The following is a 17607-nucleotide window of genomic DNA, read 5'->3' on the forward strand; positions in this document are numbered from 1 at the left end:
TGGGCCCCGGGCTCTTCCCGGATCCCGGTCAGCCCTGCAGCTTGCGCCGTTCCCAGCGGTTGGGGTGGCGGATGACCACCCCCGCCATGCCGCCGGAACCGGTGAGGCGGATCAAGGGGGTTCCCGGAAGCCGGTCGGGGGTGGTCTTGTCCTTCAGGCCGCCGAGCCCGGGGTTCATCCCGCCGGTCTCCGCGGCCCAGCCGTCGGGGACGACGATCGTGACACCGGCCGCCTCACCGTACGCCTCCACCACGACCTCCGGGAGGCGGCACTCGGCCCGGGAGAAGTCGATCTTCACGCCGCCCATGCCTCCGTGGGCGATCACGTGCCCGGGGACCTCCCAGCGTCCCGGGCCCCGGGACGCGCCGTGCATGCCGCCGTTGAGCTCCAGCGGCGGCAGGTCCACGGCGGACTCCGGCCTCGGCAGGTCGGCGGTCAGGACAGCCAGCTCCGCGTGGGTCTTGGAGCTCAGCGCCTGCTCCAGGCGCGAGTCCAGCTCGTCGAGGTCGATGCGGCCCTCGGCCGCCGCGTCGCGCAGCTGCTCCACCACCGCTTCCCGGTCGTCGTGGGAGGCGCGGAGCCCTCCTGTGGGGGCGGGGCGCGGAGAGGGTTCCGAAGGCTGGGAGGTCATGGCCACAAGGATAGACAGGCGGCGGACCGGGACGACACATGCCGACCGCTGTCCGGACCGCCGGGAGTGCCCGCGGGTGCGCGAGGGCGCCCTCGCGCACACGGGCGGAGGCGGCCCGCACGTGCGGCGGCACTCCGTCCGCCGCCCGCTCGTCGTCCCCGGCAGGCGTGGGGGCGGTGCCGCGCGGGGCGACCCGGTCGGGGACGCGCTTTCCGCCGCGGGCCCCGCTCAGGCGGCCGTGACCGCCGCCGCCAACAGGACCGCGGCCGAGAACAGCAGCGCCCCGGGCGCTCCGGCGGTCCCCGCCATCGCCGCGGCGGCGGCGGGGATGGCCACCTGGCCGAGCCGGTTCCCCCAGATGCGCAGGGCCAGGGCCGCGCCCTTCGCCTGCTTCGGCGCCGCGGTGGCGACCTCCGCCATGGTCAGGGGCTGCCCCAGTCCCAGCAGGAACCCGCCCGCGACGAGCACGGCCCCCAGGGCGACCGGCCCGCCGTTCGGCACCGCGACCAGCGCCAGGGCGAGCGCCGCCACGGCGGTGCTCGCCACGATCAGCTGCTTGCGCGACCAGCGCGTGAGCAGCCGGGAGAGCATCAGCCGCGAGAGCAGGGAGCTTCCCGCCCGCAGGCTCAGCAGAACCCCCACGAGCACGGGCGGGATGCCCCGGCTCTCGGCGATCAGCGGGAGGTACGCGGTGAGGATGTCCACCGCCGAGAGCAGGGCCAGGCTGGCCAGGAGCGCGGACGGCATACCGGGCCTGCGCAGGAGGGACAGGGTCGGGACGGGCCCGGGGGCGACGCCCCCGGAGGGGGCCGGGGAGCGCAGGCGCAGCAGGAAGAGGATCGGCAGGAAGCCCAGGACGGCGGTGGCGCAGGCGATCACGAGCGCCGTCGACGTGGCGGAGAGCAGGGCCGGACCGGAGGCGTCGGCGAGGACCGCGCCGGAGATCAGCGGGCCGACGAGCTGGCCCAGCGACGCGGCGGCCGTGAACCAGCCGAAGTCGCGGTCCAGGTTCTCCGGCGGGGAGAACCGCGCGATGAGCCCCTGGCCCGCGACCATGCACAGCAGGTGGCCCACGCCGACCACCGTGCTGGCGACCGCGAGGGAGACCAGGCCCGTCGTGACCGCCAGGAACACACAGCCGACGGCCAGGATGAGCGCCCCCAGCCCGACGATCCAGGCGGTGCGCCGGGAGCGGTCCGTGGCCCGGCCCAGGGGGACCGCGATGAGCAGGGGGAGCAGGGCGTACGCGGCCGTGACCAGGCCGACCGCCACCGCGTCCCCGCCGATGGCGATGGTCCGGTAGGAGATGAGCGGCCGGGCGAGGTTGAGGGCGGTGTGGGTCAGCACCACGCTTGCCAGGAGCGGCCACAGCCATGCCTGTCCCGGTGACCGCCCGACCCCCATGAAGCCCCCTTCAGACAACCGCTTTCATTCCATGCACACCAAGAGTCCCAATAATCCCAAGAGACACAGAAATCCCAGGTGTGAGCGGATCATCCCATGACACCCCTCGCGTACCGGCGGGCGGCCCCGGGCCCGGGCCGCTCCACCCGCGCCCGCGGGGCTCCGGCGGGCCCGGGGTCGCCCTTGATCTCAACCAAGGTCGAGGTTCTAGCATCTCCCGGGACACCCCGGCGGAAGAGAAGAGCGCACACATGATCCTCGTGACCGGAGCCACCGGGAACATCGGACGGGTCCTCCTGAGGGAGCTGGCCGAACGCGGCGCGGGCCGGCTGCGCGGCCTCACACGTGACGCCGCGAACGCGGGCCTCCCCGGGGGCGTGGAGGCGGTCGAGGGGGACCTCGCCGACGCGGACTCCCTCGGGCCGGTCCTGGAGGGCGTGCGGTCCCTGTTCCTCCCGGCCGGGCTGGGGGACGACGCCGAGGTCGTCGGGGCCGCCCGCCGGGCAGGCGTGGAGCACGTGGTCCTCGTGTCCTCCATCACCGTCCGGACCCATCCGCACCTGCCCGCCGCGGGCCGGAACCTCGCAGCGGAGGAGTCCCTGCGGGCGTCGGGGATGGACTGGACGATCCTGCGGCCGACGCAGTTCGCGTCCAACGCCCTCTGGTGGGCGGAGGCGATCCGCGAACACGGGGAGGTCCGCGTCCCGTACGCGGACACGGGGCTGCCCGCCGTCCACCCCGGGGACATCGCGGCGGTCGCCCTCCATGCGCTCACCGGGCCGGAACACCGGGGCAGGACGTACCCGCTGACCGGCCCCGCGCGCGTCACGGCCCGGCAGCAGCTGGCGGCCGTCGCCGCCGCCCTGGGCCGGGAGCTGGCCCTCGTCGAGACCGGTCGCGAGGAGGCCCACCGCGCGATGGCCCCGTCCATGGGGGACGAGACCGCGTCCGCGGTGCTCGACCTGATGGGGGGCGACACCAACGACGAGCTGCTCAGGATCCACGACACGGTGGAGCTGGTCACCGGCTCCCCGGCGGCCCCGTTCGAGCGGTGGGCCTCGGAGAACGCCGCCGCCTTCCGCTGAGCGGTCCGCGGCGCGGCGCCGCCAGCCGCGGCCCTACCGGGACCGCGGCGGCACCGGACCGGTGGACTCGCGCCAGACGATCCTGTTGAGCGGCCCGTCCGACAGCGCGGGCTCGGCCCCCCGGACCGAGGCGACCAGGCGCTCCATGGCGTCGCGGCCCAGCCGCTCCCGGTCGACGTCGACCGTCGTGAGCGCCGGGGAGAGGTAGGCGCCCACCGGGTTGTTGTCCCACCCCGTCACGCTGAGGTCGTCCGGCACGCCCCAGCCGCGTTCGAGGGCTCCGCGGACCACCCCCGCGGCGACCACGTCGTTGGCCGCGATCACCGCGGTGACCCCGCTGTCCTCGGCGAGGGAGCGCACGGCGTCGCGGCCGGATTCGGCCGACCAGTCGCCGTCGACCACGCCGTGGGACTCCAGGCCGAGGCGCTCGACCGTCCGGAGGAAGGTCTCCTTGCGCCCCCGGGCCGAGGCGAACCGCAACGAGCCCGACACGTGCAGGAACCGCCGGTGCCCCACCGCGGCCAGGCCCGCGACGAGGTCGGCGACGACCGACCCGTCCGCGAGTTCGCCGATACCGCGCATCTGGTCGTCGTACCCGGCGCAGACGACCACGGGGACTTCCCCGGCCGGCATCCGGTCGCCCTCGTGGACGACCGGGGCCAGGGACAGGATGCCCTCCACCTGCCCGGAGTCGGCGAGTTCGAGCACCCGTTCGGCGCGCGCGCCGGAACCGCCGTCCACGCTCTGCACCTCGACGGCGAACCCCGCCGCGCGTGCGGCGGCGATGGCCCCGACGAGCATGCGGTCGGGGCTGAAGGAGCCCAGGCCGGGCAGCAGGACCGCGAGGCGCCCGGTCCGCCGGGTGCGCATCGACCGCGCGATGAGGTTGGGCCGGTAGCCGAGCTCCCTGACCGCGGCGCCCACGCGCTCCCGCGTCGACTCCTTGAGCCCGCCCTCGGAGCGCAGGTACCGGGAGACGGTCTGGTGGGAGACCCCCGCAAGGCGGGCGACCTCCATGATGGTGGGCCGACGCGGCGTCCCGGACGTGGACATCTGGCCTTCTTTCGCGGGCGGAGAGGGTCTTGACGCGCGGCGCCAACGCTCATACCTTAGGCCGGGCCACAAAAAGTGAACGTTCACTATTTCTCCGACCCCCCAGGAGCACCCGTGACCGGTTCCAGACCCCCGATCCGCGTGGCCGTCGTCGGCAGCGGCGCGATAGCCACCGGCAGGCACCTCCCCGCCCTCGCCGCCATGGGCGACCGGGTGGACGTGACCGCCCTGGCCGACCTCGACGGAGCACGCGTGGAGGCGGCGGCGGACGAGCACGGCGTCCCCGGCAGGTACACGGACGTCGACGCCATGCTCGCGGCGGAGTCCCCCGACCTCGTGATCGTCTGCACACCGCCCTCCGCGCACAAGGGCGCGGCCGTCGCCGCCCTGGACGCCGGGGCCTGGGTGTGGTGCGAGAAGCCGCCCGCCCTCTCCCTCGCGGAGTACGACGAGGTCGTCGCCCACGAGGGGGGCGGGACCGGCCCCTTCGCCAGCTACGTGTTCCAGCACCGCTTCGGATCCGGCGCCGAGCGCCTGCGCCGCCACATCGCCGAGGGCACCCTCGGCCGCCCCCTCGTCGGGGTGTGCCACACGCTCTGGTACCGGGACCCGGCCTACTTCGAGGTCCCCTGGCGCGGCCGGTGGGAGACCGAGGGCGGGGGCCCGAGCATGGGCCACGGCATCCACCAGATGGACCTCGCGCTCTCGCTGCTCGGCGACTGGTCCGAGGTGACGGCCTCGATGTCCACCCTCGCGCGGTCCACCCGGACGGAGGACGTGTCGTCGGCGATCGTGCGGCTGGAGTCCGGCGCCACGCTCTCCGTGGTCAACAGCCTGCTCTCGCCTCGGGAGACCAGCTACCTGCGCTTCGACTTCGAGGACGCCACGGTCGAGCTGGAGCACCTCTACGGCTACGACAACACCCACTGGCGCTGGACCCCCGCGCCGCACGCCGCGCGGGCCGGGTCGGGCGCGTCCTGGCAGCCGCAGGAGGACGTGCCGAGTTCCCACCGGATCCAGCTCGCGGCGCTCCTCGACGCGATGGAGCGCGGCGAACGGCCCCGCGCCGGCGGCCACGACGGGCGCCGGGCCCTCGAACTCGTCGCGGGCATGTACCGGTCGGCCTTCCTCGGCGGGACGGTGCGGCGCCAGGACCTGACCCCGGACGACAGCTTCTACCACTCCATGCACGGGGGCGACGCGGCCAGGGCCGCGGCAGCCCTCACCTGACCCGAGGCGAGGACCAGTGCCCGACACGATCACCCTGTCCAGAGACCCCGACGCGCTCACCGTCACGGCGGCGGGAACCGAGATCGCCCGCTACGTCCTGCGGCCCGACGCCCCGGCGGTCGAGGCCCCCAAACCCTTCCTCCACCCGCTCCGCACCCTCGGCGGCGCCCCCCTGACGGCCGTGCGGCCGTGGGACCACCGCTGGCACAAGGGCCTGCAGATGACCTGGTCCCACGTCTCCGGGCAGAACTTCTGGGGCGGGCCGACCTTCGTGCGCGGCAGCGGCTACCAGCGGCTCGACAACGTCGGGACGATCCGCCACGAGCGCTTCGAGGCCGTGGTCGAGGGCGACGGCGAGGCCGCGTTCACCGAGAGCCTCGCCTGGACGACCTCGACCGGAGAGCGGTGGATCGGGGAGAGGCGCACGCACCGCTTCCACGCCGCGGACCCCGCCCGGGGGATCTGGGCCCTGGACTTCGCGACCTCGCTGACCAACGTGCGCGGCAGCGCCCTCGAACTGGGCAGCCCCACCACGCACGGCCGCGACGCCGCAGGCTACACCGGGCTGTTCTGGCGCGGTCCCCGGTCGTGGACGGGGTGCGACGTGGTGAGCGCGACGGGGATCACCGGGGGCGACGTCATGGGCACCCGGTCCGACTGGATCGCCCTGACCGGACAGCACGACGAGATCGACGGCGGGGCTACCGTCCTCTGCTTCGCGGGGACGTCGAGCGGCGCGGCGCCCATCCGGTGGTTCGTGCGCTCCGAGCCGTTCCCCGTGTTCAGCCCCTCGCCGTCCTTCGACGAGACGGTCGTCCTCGAACCGGGCCGCGTCCTGGACCTGCGCCACCGGCTGGTGTTCGTCGACCGGATGTGCGCCTCCGACGAGGTCGGGGCCCTCGCGGCGGAGTTCGCGCCGTGAGCGCCGTCCCGGGGTTCCCCGGAGGGGCGGCCGTCAGCAACCTCCGGGTCTACGACTGGGAGGCCGCGGACGGGCTCCACGGCGGCACGCCCCACGTGCACACCGCCTCGTCCGAGGCGTACGTCGTGGTCGCCGGCCGCGGGGAGGTCCACACCGTCACCCCGGAGGGGAGCGCCGCCGACGCCCTGGCCCCCGGGACGGTCCTGTGGTTCGGTCCGGGCACGGTGCACCGCCTGGTCAACCACGGCGGACTGGAGATCACCACGGTCATGCAGAACGCGGGCCTCCCGGAGGCGGGTGACGCCGTCTTCACCTTCCCGCGCGCGGTGCTGGCCGACCGCGCGGCCTACGAGGCCGCCGCCCGCCTCTCCCAGGACGCCCCGGAGGAGGAGCGGGCGGCGCTGGCCCGGGCCCGGCGCGACCTCGCCGTGGAGGGGTACCTGGAACTCGTCGCCGCGCCCGGGGAGGATGGTGGGGAGGCCCTCCGGGAGTTCCACCGGCTCGCGGCGGAGATCGTCCGCCCCCGGGTGGAGGCGTGGCGGGAGATCTGGCGCGAGGGGGTGGAGCGTGAGGCGGAGCTGACCCGGCGGCAGCTGGCCTCGCTGGAGCGGGGCGACCCCGGTGCCATGGCGGAGGCGGCCGTGGTGCGCACCGAACCGCTTCCCGGGCCGCGGCACTTCGGCATGTGCGGCCGGCTCCGCAAGCGGCGGCCGAGACCCTCCGGCGGTGCGGACGGCCCGGCGCGCTGACCAGGCGCGCCGCCGGTGCGGCGGGGCCGCCGCTCCCCCGCCCCGGGGCCGGGCGGGCGCCGCGGGTTACGCGCCCGGCCCTCCGGGTTCCGCGAGCCGGGACGGCGGCCCCGGCGGGGCGCGGGCCCCGGCCCGGATGGACGTACGGGCGGAGGCCGTGGGGTCCGGTCGACCGCCCGGCCCGGGCCCCTCCGGGACGGCACGGGCCGGAACGACACGGTGGAACACGGGATCATTTTCCTTGTCACATACCCCCTAGGGGTATACCGTGGGCGCCATGGACGAGACACCGCGAGAACACGACCCGCACCACGACCGCACAGGCCCCTCGGAACACCCGGGGCACGCCGCCCCCGACGACCGCACACCCCGCACGGACCACTCCGACCACCCGGCCGACGCCGCCCCCGCGGGGCACGGACAGGGCGGGCACCCCGGGTCCGACCACTCCGACCACAGTGGACACGCAGGACCCTCAGACCACTCGGAACACGGAGGGCACTCCGGGCACGCGGGCCACGGCGACCACGTGGGCCAGTTCCGGCGGCTGTTCTGGATCATGCTGGTCCTGGCCGTTCCCACGGTCGGCCTGAGCACGATGTTCGCCTCCATCGCGGGCTACCCGGTTCCGGAGTTCCCCGGCGCCGGATGGGTCTCACCCGTGCTCGGCACCGTCATGTACCTCTGGGGCGGCCGCCCCTTCCTGACGGGCGCGGTCGACGAGATCAGGGCTCTCCGGCCGGGCATGATGCTGCTGATCGCCCTGGCCATCACCGTGGCCTTCTTCTCCTCCTGGGGGGCGAGCCTGGGCGTCCTCTCCCACGAGCTGGACTTCTGGTGGGAGCTGGCCCTGCTCGTCGTGATCATGCTCCTCGGCCACTGGATCGAGATGCGCTCGCTGGCGCAGACCTCGTCCGCGCTGGAGTCCCTGGCCGCGCTGCTGCCCGACGAGGCGGAGAAGGTCGTCGGCGACGAGGTGGTCACCGTCGCCCCCGCCGACCTGGTCCTCGGTGACACGGTCGTCGTCCGCCCCGGCGGACGGGTCCCCGCGGACGGCCTGGTCACGGAGGGCACCGCGGACGTCGACGAGTCGATGATCACCGGCGAGTCCCGCCCCGTGAGCCGGGGACCCGGGGACCACGTCGTCGCCGGAACCGTCGCCACGGACACGGCGCTGCGGGTGCGGGTCACCGCCGTGGGCGAGGACACCGCGCTCGCCGGCATCCAGCGCCTGGTATCCGACGCCCAGAGCTCCTCGTCGCGCGCGCAGCGCCTCGCGGACAGAGCCGCGGCCTGGCTGTTCTGGTTCGCGCTGGGAGCGGCGGTCCTCACCCTCATCGCCTGGTCGGTCCTGGGGTCGCCCGACGACGCCCTGGTCCGCACCATCACCGTGCTGGTCATCGCCTGCCCCCACGCCCTCGGCCTGGCCATCCCGCTGGTGGTCTCCATCGCCACGGAGCGGGCCGCCAGGGGCGGCGTCCTGGTCAAGGACCGCATGGCGCTGGAGAGCATGCGCACCGCCGACACCGTCCTCTTCGACAAGACCGGCACCCTGACCAAGGGCGAGCCCACCGTCACCGACATCGCCCCCGGCGCCGGGCTCGGCGAGGACGAGCTCCTGGCCCTGGCCGCCGCCGTGGAGGCCGACAGCGAACACCCCCTCGCCAGGGCCGTCGTGGCCGCCGCGCGCCGCAGGGGCGTCGACGTGCCCCGGGCCACCGACTTCCGCGCCTCCACCGCCGTGGGCGTCTCCGGCACCGTCCGGGGCCGAAGGGTCGACGTGGGCGGTCCCGGCATGCTGGAGGCGCACGGCGCCGAGGAGATGGCGGTCGCGCACACCTGGAAGGACCGGGGCGCGATCATCCTGCACGTGCTGTCCGACGGGGAGGTCGTCGGCGCGCTCGCCCTGGCCGACGAGGTCCGGGAGGAGTCCCGGCAGGCGGTGCAGGCCCTGCACTCGCTCGGCGTCAGGGTCGTCATGATCACCGGGGACGCCGAGGCGGTCGCGAACTCCGTCGCCGCCGAACTGGGCATCGACCAGGTCTTCGCCGGTGTCAGGCCCGAGGACAAGGGGGCCAAGGTCGCCGAGCTCCAGCACGAGGGGCGCAAGGTCGTCATGGTCGGGGACGGCGTCAACGACGCCCCGGCGCTCGCCCGGGCCGACGTCGGGCTGGCGATCGGCGCGGGGACCGACGTCGCGATCGCCTCGGCCGGGGTGATCCTGGCCAGTGACGACCCGCGTTCGGTCCTGTCGGTGATCGAGCTGTCGCGGGCGGGGTACCGGAAGATGCGGCAGAACCTGTGGTGGGCCGCCGGGTACAACCTGGTGTCGGTGCCGCTGGCCGCGGGTGTGCTCGCCCCCGTCGGATTCGTGCTGCCGATGGCCGTGGGCGCCGTGCTGATGTCGCTGTCGACGGTCGTGGTCGCCCTGAACGCGCAGCTGCTGCGCCGGCTCGACCTCCGTCCGGAGGCGAGCACGGAGGCCCTGCTCCGGTCGGCCGGCGCGCGTGAGCGGATCGGGGCGTAGGCGTCGGCCCGGCACGCCCGGCCGGCGGCCGACCGCTCCGGCGGGATCAGGTCCGCGCCCGGAACCCCCGGGGCCGCGGGGGCGCGTCCGCCCTCCTGCCGGCACGGCCGTCCGGGAGGGCTCCGGGCGCCGCGGTTTCCGGTCCGGCTCCTCCACCGTCTTCCCACCGCACGGGAACGGGGTGGCGCCCAGGTCGCGCGTGGTCCGCGCGCCCCGGCCGCCGCCCCGTTCCCATTTGGGACGTCCCCGAAGCGGCGGTCCCCGGAAGCGCCGCTCCCCCGGCGGAACCGGGCCGGGAGGCCCCGCGTTCGCAGGACGTGACGAGCCGTTCGGCGCCCGCGCCCGCGGGCGATCCCACGCACGCGGCCCTCCCGGAAGGAAATCCATGGTCTTCAAACGTCTGCTCGCGGCCTTCGGCATCGGCGGGCTCAGCATCGACACCGTCGTCGAGAACCCCCACACCCGTCCCGGCTCCGCCCTGGAGGGGCGCGTCGAGCTGAGCGGCGGGGACGGGGACGCCGAGATCGCGGAGATCGTCCTGGCCCTGGTCGTCAGCGCCCAGGACGGCGACGAGCACGAGGGCGTGGAGTTCGCCCGGGTCCCGGTGGCCTCGGGGGTCCGGTTGGCCGCCGGGGAGACCCTGTCCGTCCCCTTCGCCTTCGGCATCCCGTGGCAGACACCGCTCACCGAGGCCGGGGGCGGGCCCCTGCCGGGCGTCCTGGTGGGCCTGCGCACCGAGGTCGTGGTCGACGGCGCCTCCGACAAGGGCGACCTGGACCGGCTGCACGTCCATCCGCTGCCCGTACAGGAGCGCGTGCTGGAGGGTCTGGCCCAGCTGGGGTTCGGGCTCGGGTCCACCGGTGTGGAGGGCGGCTACCTGGCGGGGACGGCGCAGGAGTACCCGTTCTTCCAGGAGTTCGAGTTCCACCCCTCCGAGCGGTACGCCCACGAGATCGGCGAGGTCGAGATCGCGCTCGTCCCCGACCCGGAGGGCGTGTCGGCGGTGGTGGAGTTCGACCGCCGCGGCGGGATGTTCTCCGAGGGCGGGGAGGTGCACAGCGGGTTCCGTGTCGGGCACGACGACGCCGACCGCCTGGACTGGGCGGGGACGCTGGATTCCTGGATCGAGGAGTCGCTCGGGCGCCACCGCGAGCTGTTCGGCGGACAGCACCACGGCTACGGGGAGCGGTACCACGAGGAGGAGGAGCGCGGCGGCGGCATGCTCGGCGTCGTCGGCGGGGCCGCCGCGGGTGTCGTGGGCGGCCTGGCCGCGGGTTACGTGGTGTCCGAGGTCGTGGACGGGATCGGCGAGGACTCCGACGGGGAGGAGCAGGCCGAGGAGGAGGAAGAGGAGTCCGACGAGGAGTGACCCGGCCCCGGTGAGCACGCGCGGGCGGGGGTCCCTCCCCCGCCCGCGCGGGACCGCGGAGGGCCGGACCGTGCCCTCGGGGGGTACAGCCGCAGCGGGCCGCGGGCGCTCCCGTCCGGGCGGTGCCGCACGGACGGCCGCGGGCGGGGTCGCCGCCCCGGCACAGGCGGAAAATGTCTGTCGTCCCCGGTAACCAGGACCGTATCCTCACACGGCGTCAACGCCTGTCCCGCCCCCTCCCCCGAAGGAGTCCGTGTGTCGGCGATCCGTCTGCCCGAGCATCTGGAACTGCTGCTCACCGACGAACCCGTCCTCGACATCTACGAGTACGGGCCGTGGCGGGTGCCGAACCGGCTCGTCGACGAACTCGTGGAGCTGTTCGACCTGGTCATCGAGGACCCGCGCGGCCGGGAGTTCCCGCCCGGGCAGCCCTCCGGGACGGAGCAGCAGCGGCACAAGCGCCTCCGGGGCGACGTCGTCGACCACCTGGTCACCCTCCAGGGACCGCTGCGGGTCGTCGGCGGCAGCAGCTCGCGCATGCCCTCCATCCTCATCGGCCGCCACTCCACCGCGGACAACCTGACGTCGCAGCCCCACCAGTGGCTCCTGGACACCCTGACCATGCCGCCGTGCTACGGCCTGATCGAGGTGGCCAAGGAGCGGGAGCACCGCCGCACCGCCTTCGCCCTCATCGGCGACGTCCTGGACGCGGCCGAGGGCGTCGAGCCCTGGGAGGAGCGCCGCCGGGCCTGGCGGGACCTGCTCGACCGGCGTGCCGCGCACCCCGCCGACCTGGAGTTCGACATGTCGGCGAGCCCCCGCGACCTGCGGACCACCTGGGCGGCGGCGATCGACGCCGAGCACTTCCAGCGCATCCCCGAGTTCGCGCCGCCCGCGCGGTTCCTGGCCTGGGCCCACGAGAGGTTCGCCCCCGCGCACGCGCGGCTGGCCGCGGTCGCACACGACGTCCCGTCGCTGTCCGACACCCTGGTGGACCTGTGCCTGGGCCTGCGCCTGTACGGCCTGCCGCCGATGACCAGCTCCCTCCTCGACCCCGGCGAGTACCGGGAGCTGTCGGCGGACTTCGCCGGGCGCAGGAAGGCGTTCGACCTGTCCGCGTGGCAGGACCGGGTGCGCACCTGGCTGTGGCAGGGCGTCGTGGCCGGGGAGGCCGACACCTGCCGGACCTGGCTGGACATGGGCACGCGCTGCGCGCTGGCCCTGAGCTCCAGCGGCAACGAGGTGCGCAAGTCCAACCGGTTCAGCAGCCCCCTTCCGGTCAGCGGGTTCCAGACCGACCTGCGCCGCTACTGCCGGCCGCCGAGCACGCCCGTGACCGTTCCGGGGCTGCCCGGCGCGGACGGGCCGGAGCAGGCCTCGCGGCCGCGCACCGCGGACCCGGCCCTCGGCCCCACCCCGCTGGAGCGGTTGGACGCGCTGGTCGGCCTGGAGGAGGTCAAGCGGGAGGTCCGGGCCGTGGCCGCCGAGGCCGAGACCGCGCGCCGCCGGGCACACGCCGGGCTGTCGGTCGCCGCCCCCGGCAGGCACATGGTGTTCGCCGGGTCCCCCGGCACGGGCAGGTCCACGGTGGCCGGGATCATCGGGTCGCTCTACGCGGACGCGGGACTGCTGCGCACGGGCCGGGTGACCGAGGTGGGACGGGCCGACCTGGTGGCCGACCACTCCGGCGGCGTGGCCGAGCGGGTCGCACAGGTGGTGCGCGGCGCCCTGGGCGGCGTGCTGCTCGTGGACGAGGCGGCGGCGCTGGCCGGGTCCGAGAGCGGGCGCAACCCGGGTGCCGAAGCGCTGGCGGCGCTGGCGCGCAAGATGGACGAGCACGCCGACGAACTGGTGGTGGTGTTCGCCGACACCGAGCAGTCCCTCGGCCGCCTGCTGTCGGCCCACCCACGGCTGGCCGCCCGGATCGGCCGACGGCTGTCGTTCGGCGATCCGACCGGCGGGGAGCTCACCGCGATCTTCGCCGCCATGGTGGAGGACGGGGGCCTGGAGGCCGACCCGGAAACCGTGGCCGGGGCCGGGAGGCTGCTGGAACGCCTCGCGCGCGGCCGCGGTTCCGCCGGCGCCCGCACGGCCCGGATGCTGCTGGACCGCGCCCTGTCGCGGCAGGCGGTCCGGGTGGCGGCCTCGCCCGCCGGTTCTCCGGCGGGTCTGGGGGCGGGCTCCGACGCCTCGGACGGCGAGACCGACCGGCTGCGCCGCCTACTGGCCGAGGACCTGCCCGAGACCCCGGAGTCGGTCGCCGCGGTCCCCGTCGGACGGGGGACGTCGAGGGTTCCGGAGGACCCGCTGGCCGAGCTGGACGCGCTCGTCGGCCTGGAGACGGTCAAGCGGGAGGTGCGGCTGTACGCGGCCGAGGCCGAGGCCGACCGGCTGCGCGCCGCCTCCGGGGTCCCGGTGTCCGCGCCGGCCCGGCACATGGTGTTCACCGGCAGCCCGGGCACGGCCAAGACGATGGTCGCCCGGATGCTCGGCGCGGTCTACGCGAAACTGGGCCTGCTGTCGTCCGGGCACCTGGTGGACGTCTCACGCGGCGACCTGGTGGGCGAGTACATCGGGCAGACGGCGCCGAAGGTGGAGCGTGTGGTGCGCGGCGCGCTGGGCGGGGTGCTGTTCGTCGACGAGGCGTACGCGCTCACCTCCTCGACCTCGACCAACGACTACGGGGCCGAGGCGGTCGCGACGCTGCTGCGCCTGGTGGAGGACCACCGCGACGACCTCGTCGTGGTGGTGGCCGGGTACCCGGAGGAGATGGCGCGGTTCCTCTCCTCCAACCCCGGTCTGGCGTCGCGGTTCCCGCGTCACCTCTCCTTCCCCGACTACACCGACGACGAGCTCGCGGAGATCTTCGGGGTCATGGCGCGCGAGGCCGGGTTCGCGCTCGGCTCGGGCACGGCCGACCGGGTGCGCCGCCTGCTGCGGGCCACGGGGCGCGACCACGCGTTCGGCAACGCGCGGCTGGTGCGCAACCTCCTGGAGCGTGCGACGGCCCTGCAGGCCGAGCGCATCACCGACGGCCGGAAGCGGTCGGCCGACGAGTTGCGCGAGCTGCTGCCCTGCGACCTCCCCCTGAGCGCGGGCGCCCGGGTCGGCGCCCCCGCGCAGGAGGACCCCCTGGCCTCCGTCGAGCGGCTCGTGGGCCAGGAGGCGGCCCGGCGGGAGCTGCGCGCGCTGGACGCGCGGGCCGGGGTGGAGGAGGCCCGCCGCTCCGCGGGGATCACCGTGTCGGGAGCGATCGACCACATGGCGCTCCTCGGCCCCGCGGGTACCGGGCGGGCGACGTTCGCCGAGCTCGCCGGAGCGGTGTGCGGCCGCCGCGGGCTGCTGTCGTCGGGACATGTCGTGCGGGTGGGACGGGAGGAGCTGCTGGGGGCGATGCCCGGGCAGAGCGCACAGCTGACCGCGTCGGCGGTGCGGTCGGCGCTGGGCGGGGTGCTGTTCCTGGCGGAGGCGCACAAGGTGCTGGCCCGACCCGGCGCCGACGCGTCGGTGGACGAGGCGGTGCGGGAACTGGTGCACCTGACGGGTGTGCACCGGCACGACCTGATGGTGGTCGTGTCCGGCTCCGCGGAGGGGCTGCCGGGCCTGCTGGAAGCGCGTCCGGAGCTCGACGCGCTGTTCACACGGAGGCTGCGCTTCGCCGACCTGTCCGGGGAGGACCTGGCGGAGGTGTTCTCCGGGCTCGCCCGGGAGGCGGGGTTCCGCCTGGCCCCGGGTACCGCCGGAGCCGTGCGCGGACTGCTGCTGCGGGGGCGGCCGGAGTCCCCGTCCAACGCCCGCCTGGCGGAGGACCTCTTCGAGCGGACGGCTCGCGCCCAGGCGGAGCGGGTGGCGGGGCTGGACCTGGGCGACGGGGACGTGCTGCGCACGCTCGCCCCGGAGGACGTGCCCGCCGGCCTGCCCGGGCACGGGACCGCGTGGACGGGCGCGGGCCTGTACCTGTAGGGCGCGGGCCGGGGCCCCGGCCCGCGGCGGTTCCTCCCGTCCGGGGCCCGGGCCTGCCGGGGCCGGGCTGACCCGGAGGGCCCCCACCGGCCCCGGGCGGCGGTCCCGGCCGTCCCGGAGGTCGGACCCCGGTCGCGGGGGGGGCGGACCCCGGTCGCGGGGGGACAGGGTCGCGGGGCAGGGGGGCTCGGAGAGGCGAGGGCCGCGGTCGCCGCGCGTGCGACCGCGGCCCCCTGCCCTCACCGGGAACCGAAGACGGAACCGCCGTCGGTGGACCGGACCACCCGGTCACCGGCCACCGCGACGACCTGGTCGGCGTCGGCGTGGAGCGCCTGCGCCCCGCCGTCGATCCGTCCGGTCGGCTCCCACGACGCGCCGGCGTCCTCACTGCGGTGGACGCCGCCGTCCGGCGCGACCCCGAGGACGGTGTCCGTCCCCGGGACCCAGTCGACCAGCGCCAGCGGCGGCGCCCCGTCGACGGCGGAGAATCCGGACCCGCCGTCGGTCGAGCGCACCAGCCCGTCCCGCGTGGTCGCCACGACGGTCCGGCCGTCGTCGTCCACCCCCAGGGAGAACGGTTCGACGCCCCCGTCGAGCGCCTCCCACGTGGTGCCGTCCTCCGTCGCGCGCAGGGCGCCGTCGAACCCGACCACCCTGTCGGGCGTCGCGGCCAGGGCGTGGAAGTCCGACCGCCCCGCCCTCGACAGCGCCTGCCAGGTCGACCCGCCGTCGCGGGACTCGATCAGGCCCACCGGGTCGGGCATGTCCACCCCCGGACGGGGGTGTCCGCTCGCCACGTAGCGCCCCGGTCCGGCGACCGCGAACCCCATCAGGTCGATGGCCGGACCGACCCTGCGCGCCTCGGCGGCCCCGTCCCCCGTGCCCGGGGCGGGCAGGACGTAGAGGCCCTCGTGGGTGGCGACCAGGATGTCGCCGCTCTCGGGATCGACGTCCACGGCGTGCACGTGCGACACCTCCCCGGGCAGCGCGACGCCTGCCGCGGCCGTCCCGGACGAACGGTCGGCCCCCTCCTGCCCCTCCGCCGCGCACCCGGCCGCCATGACCGCCAGGACCGCCGTCGCGGCCGACAGCCGCGTCCTCTGTCTCGTACTCACTCTTCCCACCGATTCCTCCGAAGGCCGGTCGGGCGCCGGGCCGGTCGTCCGGCGCCCGCGTGGACGCGGTCAGTGACCGCTGTGCTCCCCGCTCCCGGCGGACTCGTCCCGGTCGCCGCCACCGGCGCCGCCGAGCATGGTGTCCATCAGCTCGATCTCGGACCGCTGCGCGTCGACGATCTCCTGCGCCAGCTCCCGGGCCTCGGGGTCTGCGCCCTCCTCCAGCTCGGTCTCGGCCATCGCGACGGCCCCCTCGTGGTGGAGGACCATCAACTCCAGGAACAGGGTGTCGAAGGCCCCGCCCTCGGCCCGCTCCAGTTCGGCCATCTGCTCCTGCGACAGCATGCCGTCCATGCCCGCGTGGTCCCCGGCGCCGGTGTCGCCGGTGTCCTCGCCCCACGACTCCAGCAGGCCGTTCATCCTGTCGATCTCCGGACCCTGGGCCGCCTCGATCTCCTCCGCCAGCGCACGGACGTCCTCACCGGCCCGCGTCCGGGCCAGCTCCGACATCTCCACGGCCTGGCGGTGGTGCGGGATCATCATCCGGGCGAACTCCACGTCCGCCCCGTTGAACGCTGCGGCGCTCCGGTCGGCCGCCTCCGGCGACGGGCCGTCGCCGGTTCCGCCGCACGAGGCCAGGAGCAGGGCTGCGGCGACCGCGGCCGCCGCCGAGGCGAGGGTGCGCTTGTTCTCGGTCATGGTCGGTCCTTCTCTCTTCCGTGTGGTCCTGTCGCCGCGCGCCCGGACCGGGCCGGCGCGGCGTCGCTGCAGAGGTGTCGGCCGGACGGCGCACCGGGTTCCGCGGGCGCCGTCCGCGTGGCTCCTATATGCGGAGCACCTGCAACCGGGCGAGAGAGGGCGCGTCGGGGGGCCGGCGCAGGGGCCCGGCCGACCGCCGGACCGACGGCGGTGTGTGCGAGGGCGTTCCGGGCCACCGGGAGGACGCCACCGTGGCGACCCCCAGGAGGACGGCCGCCAGGCCGAGGACCGCCAGGCACATCAGCGTGGGGTCCGTGGGCGGGGGCTCGGCGGCACCGGGGCCGGGCGCCGCCCGCTCCGGGACGGCGGCCGCCGGGGACGCGTCGGCGTCGGCGGCACCGCCCTGCCACGCGGCCACGGCCGTCGGCGCGGGTCCGCCGCCGTGGTGGCCCTCGGACACGTGCCCGAGCGTGTGCATCGCGCCCACGCCCAGCACGAGCGCGGCCGTCAGCAGGAGCCGCAGCCGGGCGGGCTTCGGTCGCGGGCGCTCCGCCGACCGCCGCCGGGTCCCGACAGGGGCCCTCGGCGTGTTCGGGCCGGCCGCGTCGGGCGCGGTCACGCCGGCCTCCCCCCTGCGGCGTGCTCCGCGCGGTCCTCGGGGGCGGTGGTCGTCCATGTCGGCCTCGTCATGGGGTGGCGCGCTCCGTGGAGCGCTGCGGGACAGAAGGCGTCGTCGCGGCCTGCGCGGCGCGGGCCGCGGGCCGGGGGCGGCGGCGCCTCCGGAGCGGGCGCCGCGGACACCGCACCGGCGCCGGGGTCGGCGAAGGTCCGGGGGGCGGTGCCCGAGGTGTGGCCGGGCG

13 protein-coding genes are annotated in these 17607 nt (G+C 75.8%); 7 read left to right on the forward strand and 6 right to left on the reverse strand.

What is annotated here, in order from left to right; all coding sequences use genetic code 11:
• Positions 1-28: 28 nt before the first annotated feature.
• Both OUQ99_RS21645 and OUQ99_RS21650 read right to left on the reverse strand, forming a co-directional pair.
• A complete protein-coding gene (locus OUQ99_RS21645) occupies positions 29-631 on the reverse strand; it encodes a DUF1707 SHOCT-like domain-containing protein (RefSeq protein ID WP_267945627.1) in 603 nt (200 codons plus the stop codon).
• Between the two features lie 228 nt (positions 632-859).
• Positions 860-2035, reverse strand: a complete 1176-nt coding sequence (locus OUQ99_RS21650) for an MFS transporter (protein WP_267945628.1) — start codon at positions 2033-2035, stop codon at positions 860-862.
• Between the two features lie 251 nt (positions 2036-2286).
• On the opposite strand from OUQ99_RS21650, the gene OUQ99_RS21655 reads away from it, so the two are divergent.
• On the forward strand, positions 2287-3120 hold the full coding sequence (locus OUQ99_RS21655) for an SDR family oxidoreductase (protein WP_267945629.1): 834 nt from the start codon (positions 2287-2289) through the stop codon (positions 3118-3120).
• Positions 3121-3153: 33 nt separating this feature from the next.
• Here OUQ99_RS21655 and OUQ99_RS21660 read toward each other — a convergent pair whose 3' ends face one another.
• Entirely contained in the window at positions 3154-4173 is a 1020-nt protein-coding gene (locus tag OUQ99_RS21660) for a LacI family DNA-binding transcriptional regulator (protein ID WP_267945630.1), read from the reverse strand.
• 114 nt (positions 4174-4287) lie between these two features.
• Between OUQ99_RS21660 and OUQ99_RS21665 the strand changes: the two genes are divergently transcribed.
• From OUQ99_RS21665 to OUQ99_RS21690, 6 genes are all read left to right on the forward strand, one after another.
• Positions 4288-5403, forward strand: coding sequence for a Gfo/Idh/MocA family protein (locus OUQ99_RS21665; RefSeq protein ID WP_267945631.1), 1116 nt, complete (start codon positions 4288-4290; stop codon positions 5401-5403).
• A 16-nt stretch (positions 5404-5419) separates the two neighbouring features.
• Positions 5420-6325 carry a PmoA family protein gene (locus OUQ99_RS21670; protein ID WP_267945632.1) on the forward strand — a complete coding sequence of 302 codons (906 nt, stop codon included), beginning with the start codon at positions 5420-5422 and terminating at the stop codon, positions 6323-6325.
• Complete coding sequence (locus tag OUQ99_RS21675; RefSeq protein WP_267945633.1) at positions 6322-7074, forward strand: cupin domain-containing protein; 753 nt, start codon at positions 6322-6324, stop codon at positions 7072-7074. The genes OUQ99_RS21670 and OUQ99_RS21675 overlap by 4 nt, the downstream gene beginning before the upstream one ends.
• Before the next feature lie 277 nt (positions 7075-7351).
• Entirely contained in the window at positions 7352-9601 is a 2250-nt protein-coding gene (locus OUQ99_RS21680) for a heavy metal translocating P-type ATPase (protein ID WP_267945634.1), read from the forward strand.
• Between the two features lie 385 nt (positions 9602-9986).
• A complete protein-coding gene (locus OUQ99_RS21685) occupies positions 9987-10970 on the forward strand; it encodes a sporulation protein (RefSeq protein ID WP_267945635.1) in 984 nt (327 codons plus the stop codon).
• Between the two features lie 255 nt (positions 10971-11225).
• Positions 11226-14933, forward strand: coding sequence for an AAA family ATPase (locus OUQ99_RS21690; protein ID WP_267945636.1), 3708 nt, complete (start codon positions 11226-11228; stop codon positions 14931-14933).
• 239 nt (positions 14934-15172) lie between these two features.
• Here OUQ99_RS21690 and OUQ99_RS21695 read toward each other — a convergent pair whose 3' ends face one another.
• The 3 genes from OUQ99_RS21695 to OUQ99_RS21705 all read right to left on the reverse strand — a co-directional run bounded on the left by OUQ99_RS21695 (position 15173) and on the right by OUQ99_RS21705 (position 17366).
• A complete protein-coding gene (locus tag OUQ99_RS21695) occupies positions 15173-16048 on the reverse strand; it encodes a F510_1955 family glycosylhydrolase (RefSeq protein ID WP_267945637.1) in 876 nt (291 codons plus the stop codon).
• Between the two features lie 69 nt (positions 16049-16117).
• On the reverse strand, positions 16118-16747 hold the full coding sequence (locus OUQ99_RS21700) for a DUF305 domain-containing protein (RefSeq protein WP_267945638.1): 630 nt from the start codon (positions 16745-16747) through the stop codon (positions 16118-16120).
• Between the two features lie 124 nt (positions 16748-16871).
• Positions 16872-17366, reverse strand: a complete 495-nt coding sequence (locus tag OUQ99_RS21705; protein WP_267945639.1) for a DUF6153 family protein — start codon at positions 17364-17366, stop codon at positions 16872-16874.
• Positions 17367-17607 lie beyond the last annotated feature (241 nt).

It is taken from the genome of Streptomonospora nanhaiensis (assembly GCF_026642255.1).
Lineage (GTDB): Bacteria > Actinomycetota > Actinomycetes > Streptosporangiales > Streptosporangiaceae > Nocardiopsis > Nocardiopsis tropica.

What these genes read in the sequence shown, in the direction of transcription:
- OUQ99_RS21650 (WP_267945628.1), bottom strand. Translation starts at nt 2,035, where the DNA reads ATGGGGGTCGGGCGGTCACCGGGACAGGCATGGCTGTGGCCGCTCCTG.
- OUQ99_RS21685 (WP_267945635.1), top strand. Translation starts at nt 9,987, where the DNA reads ATGGTCTTCAAACGTCTGCTCGCGGCCTTCGGCATCGGCGGGCTCAGC.
- OUQ99_RS21680 (WP_267945634.1), top strand. Translation starts at nt 7,352, where the DNA reads ATGGACGAGACACCGCGAGAACACGACCCGCACCACGACCGCACAGGC.
- OUQ99_RS21655 (WP_267945629.1), top strand. Translation starts at nt 2,287, where the DNA reads ATGATCCTCGTGACCGGAGCCACCGGGAACATCGGACGGGTCCTCCTG.
- OUQ99_RS21645 (WP_267945627.1), bottom strand. Translation starts at nt 631, where the DNA reads ATGACCTCCCAGCCTTCGGAACCCTCTCCGCGCCCCGCCCCCACAGGA.
- OUQ99_RS21700 (WP_267945638.1), bottom strand. Translation starts at nt 16,747, where the DNA reads ATGACCGAGAACAAGCGCACCCTCGCCTCGGCGGCGGCCGCGGTCGCC.
- OUQ99_RS21660 (WP_267945630.1), bottom strand. Translation starts at nt 4,173, where the DNA reads ATGTCCACGTCCGGGACGCCGCGTCGGCCCACCATCATGGAGGTCGCC.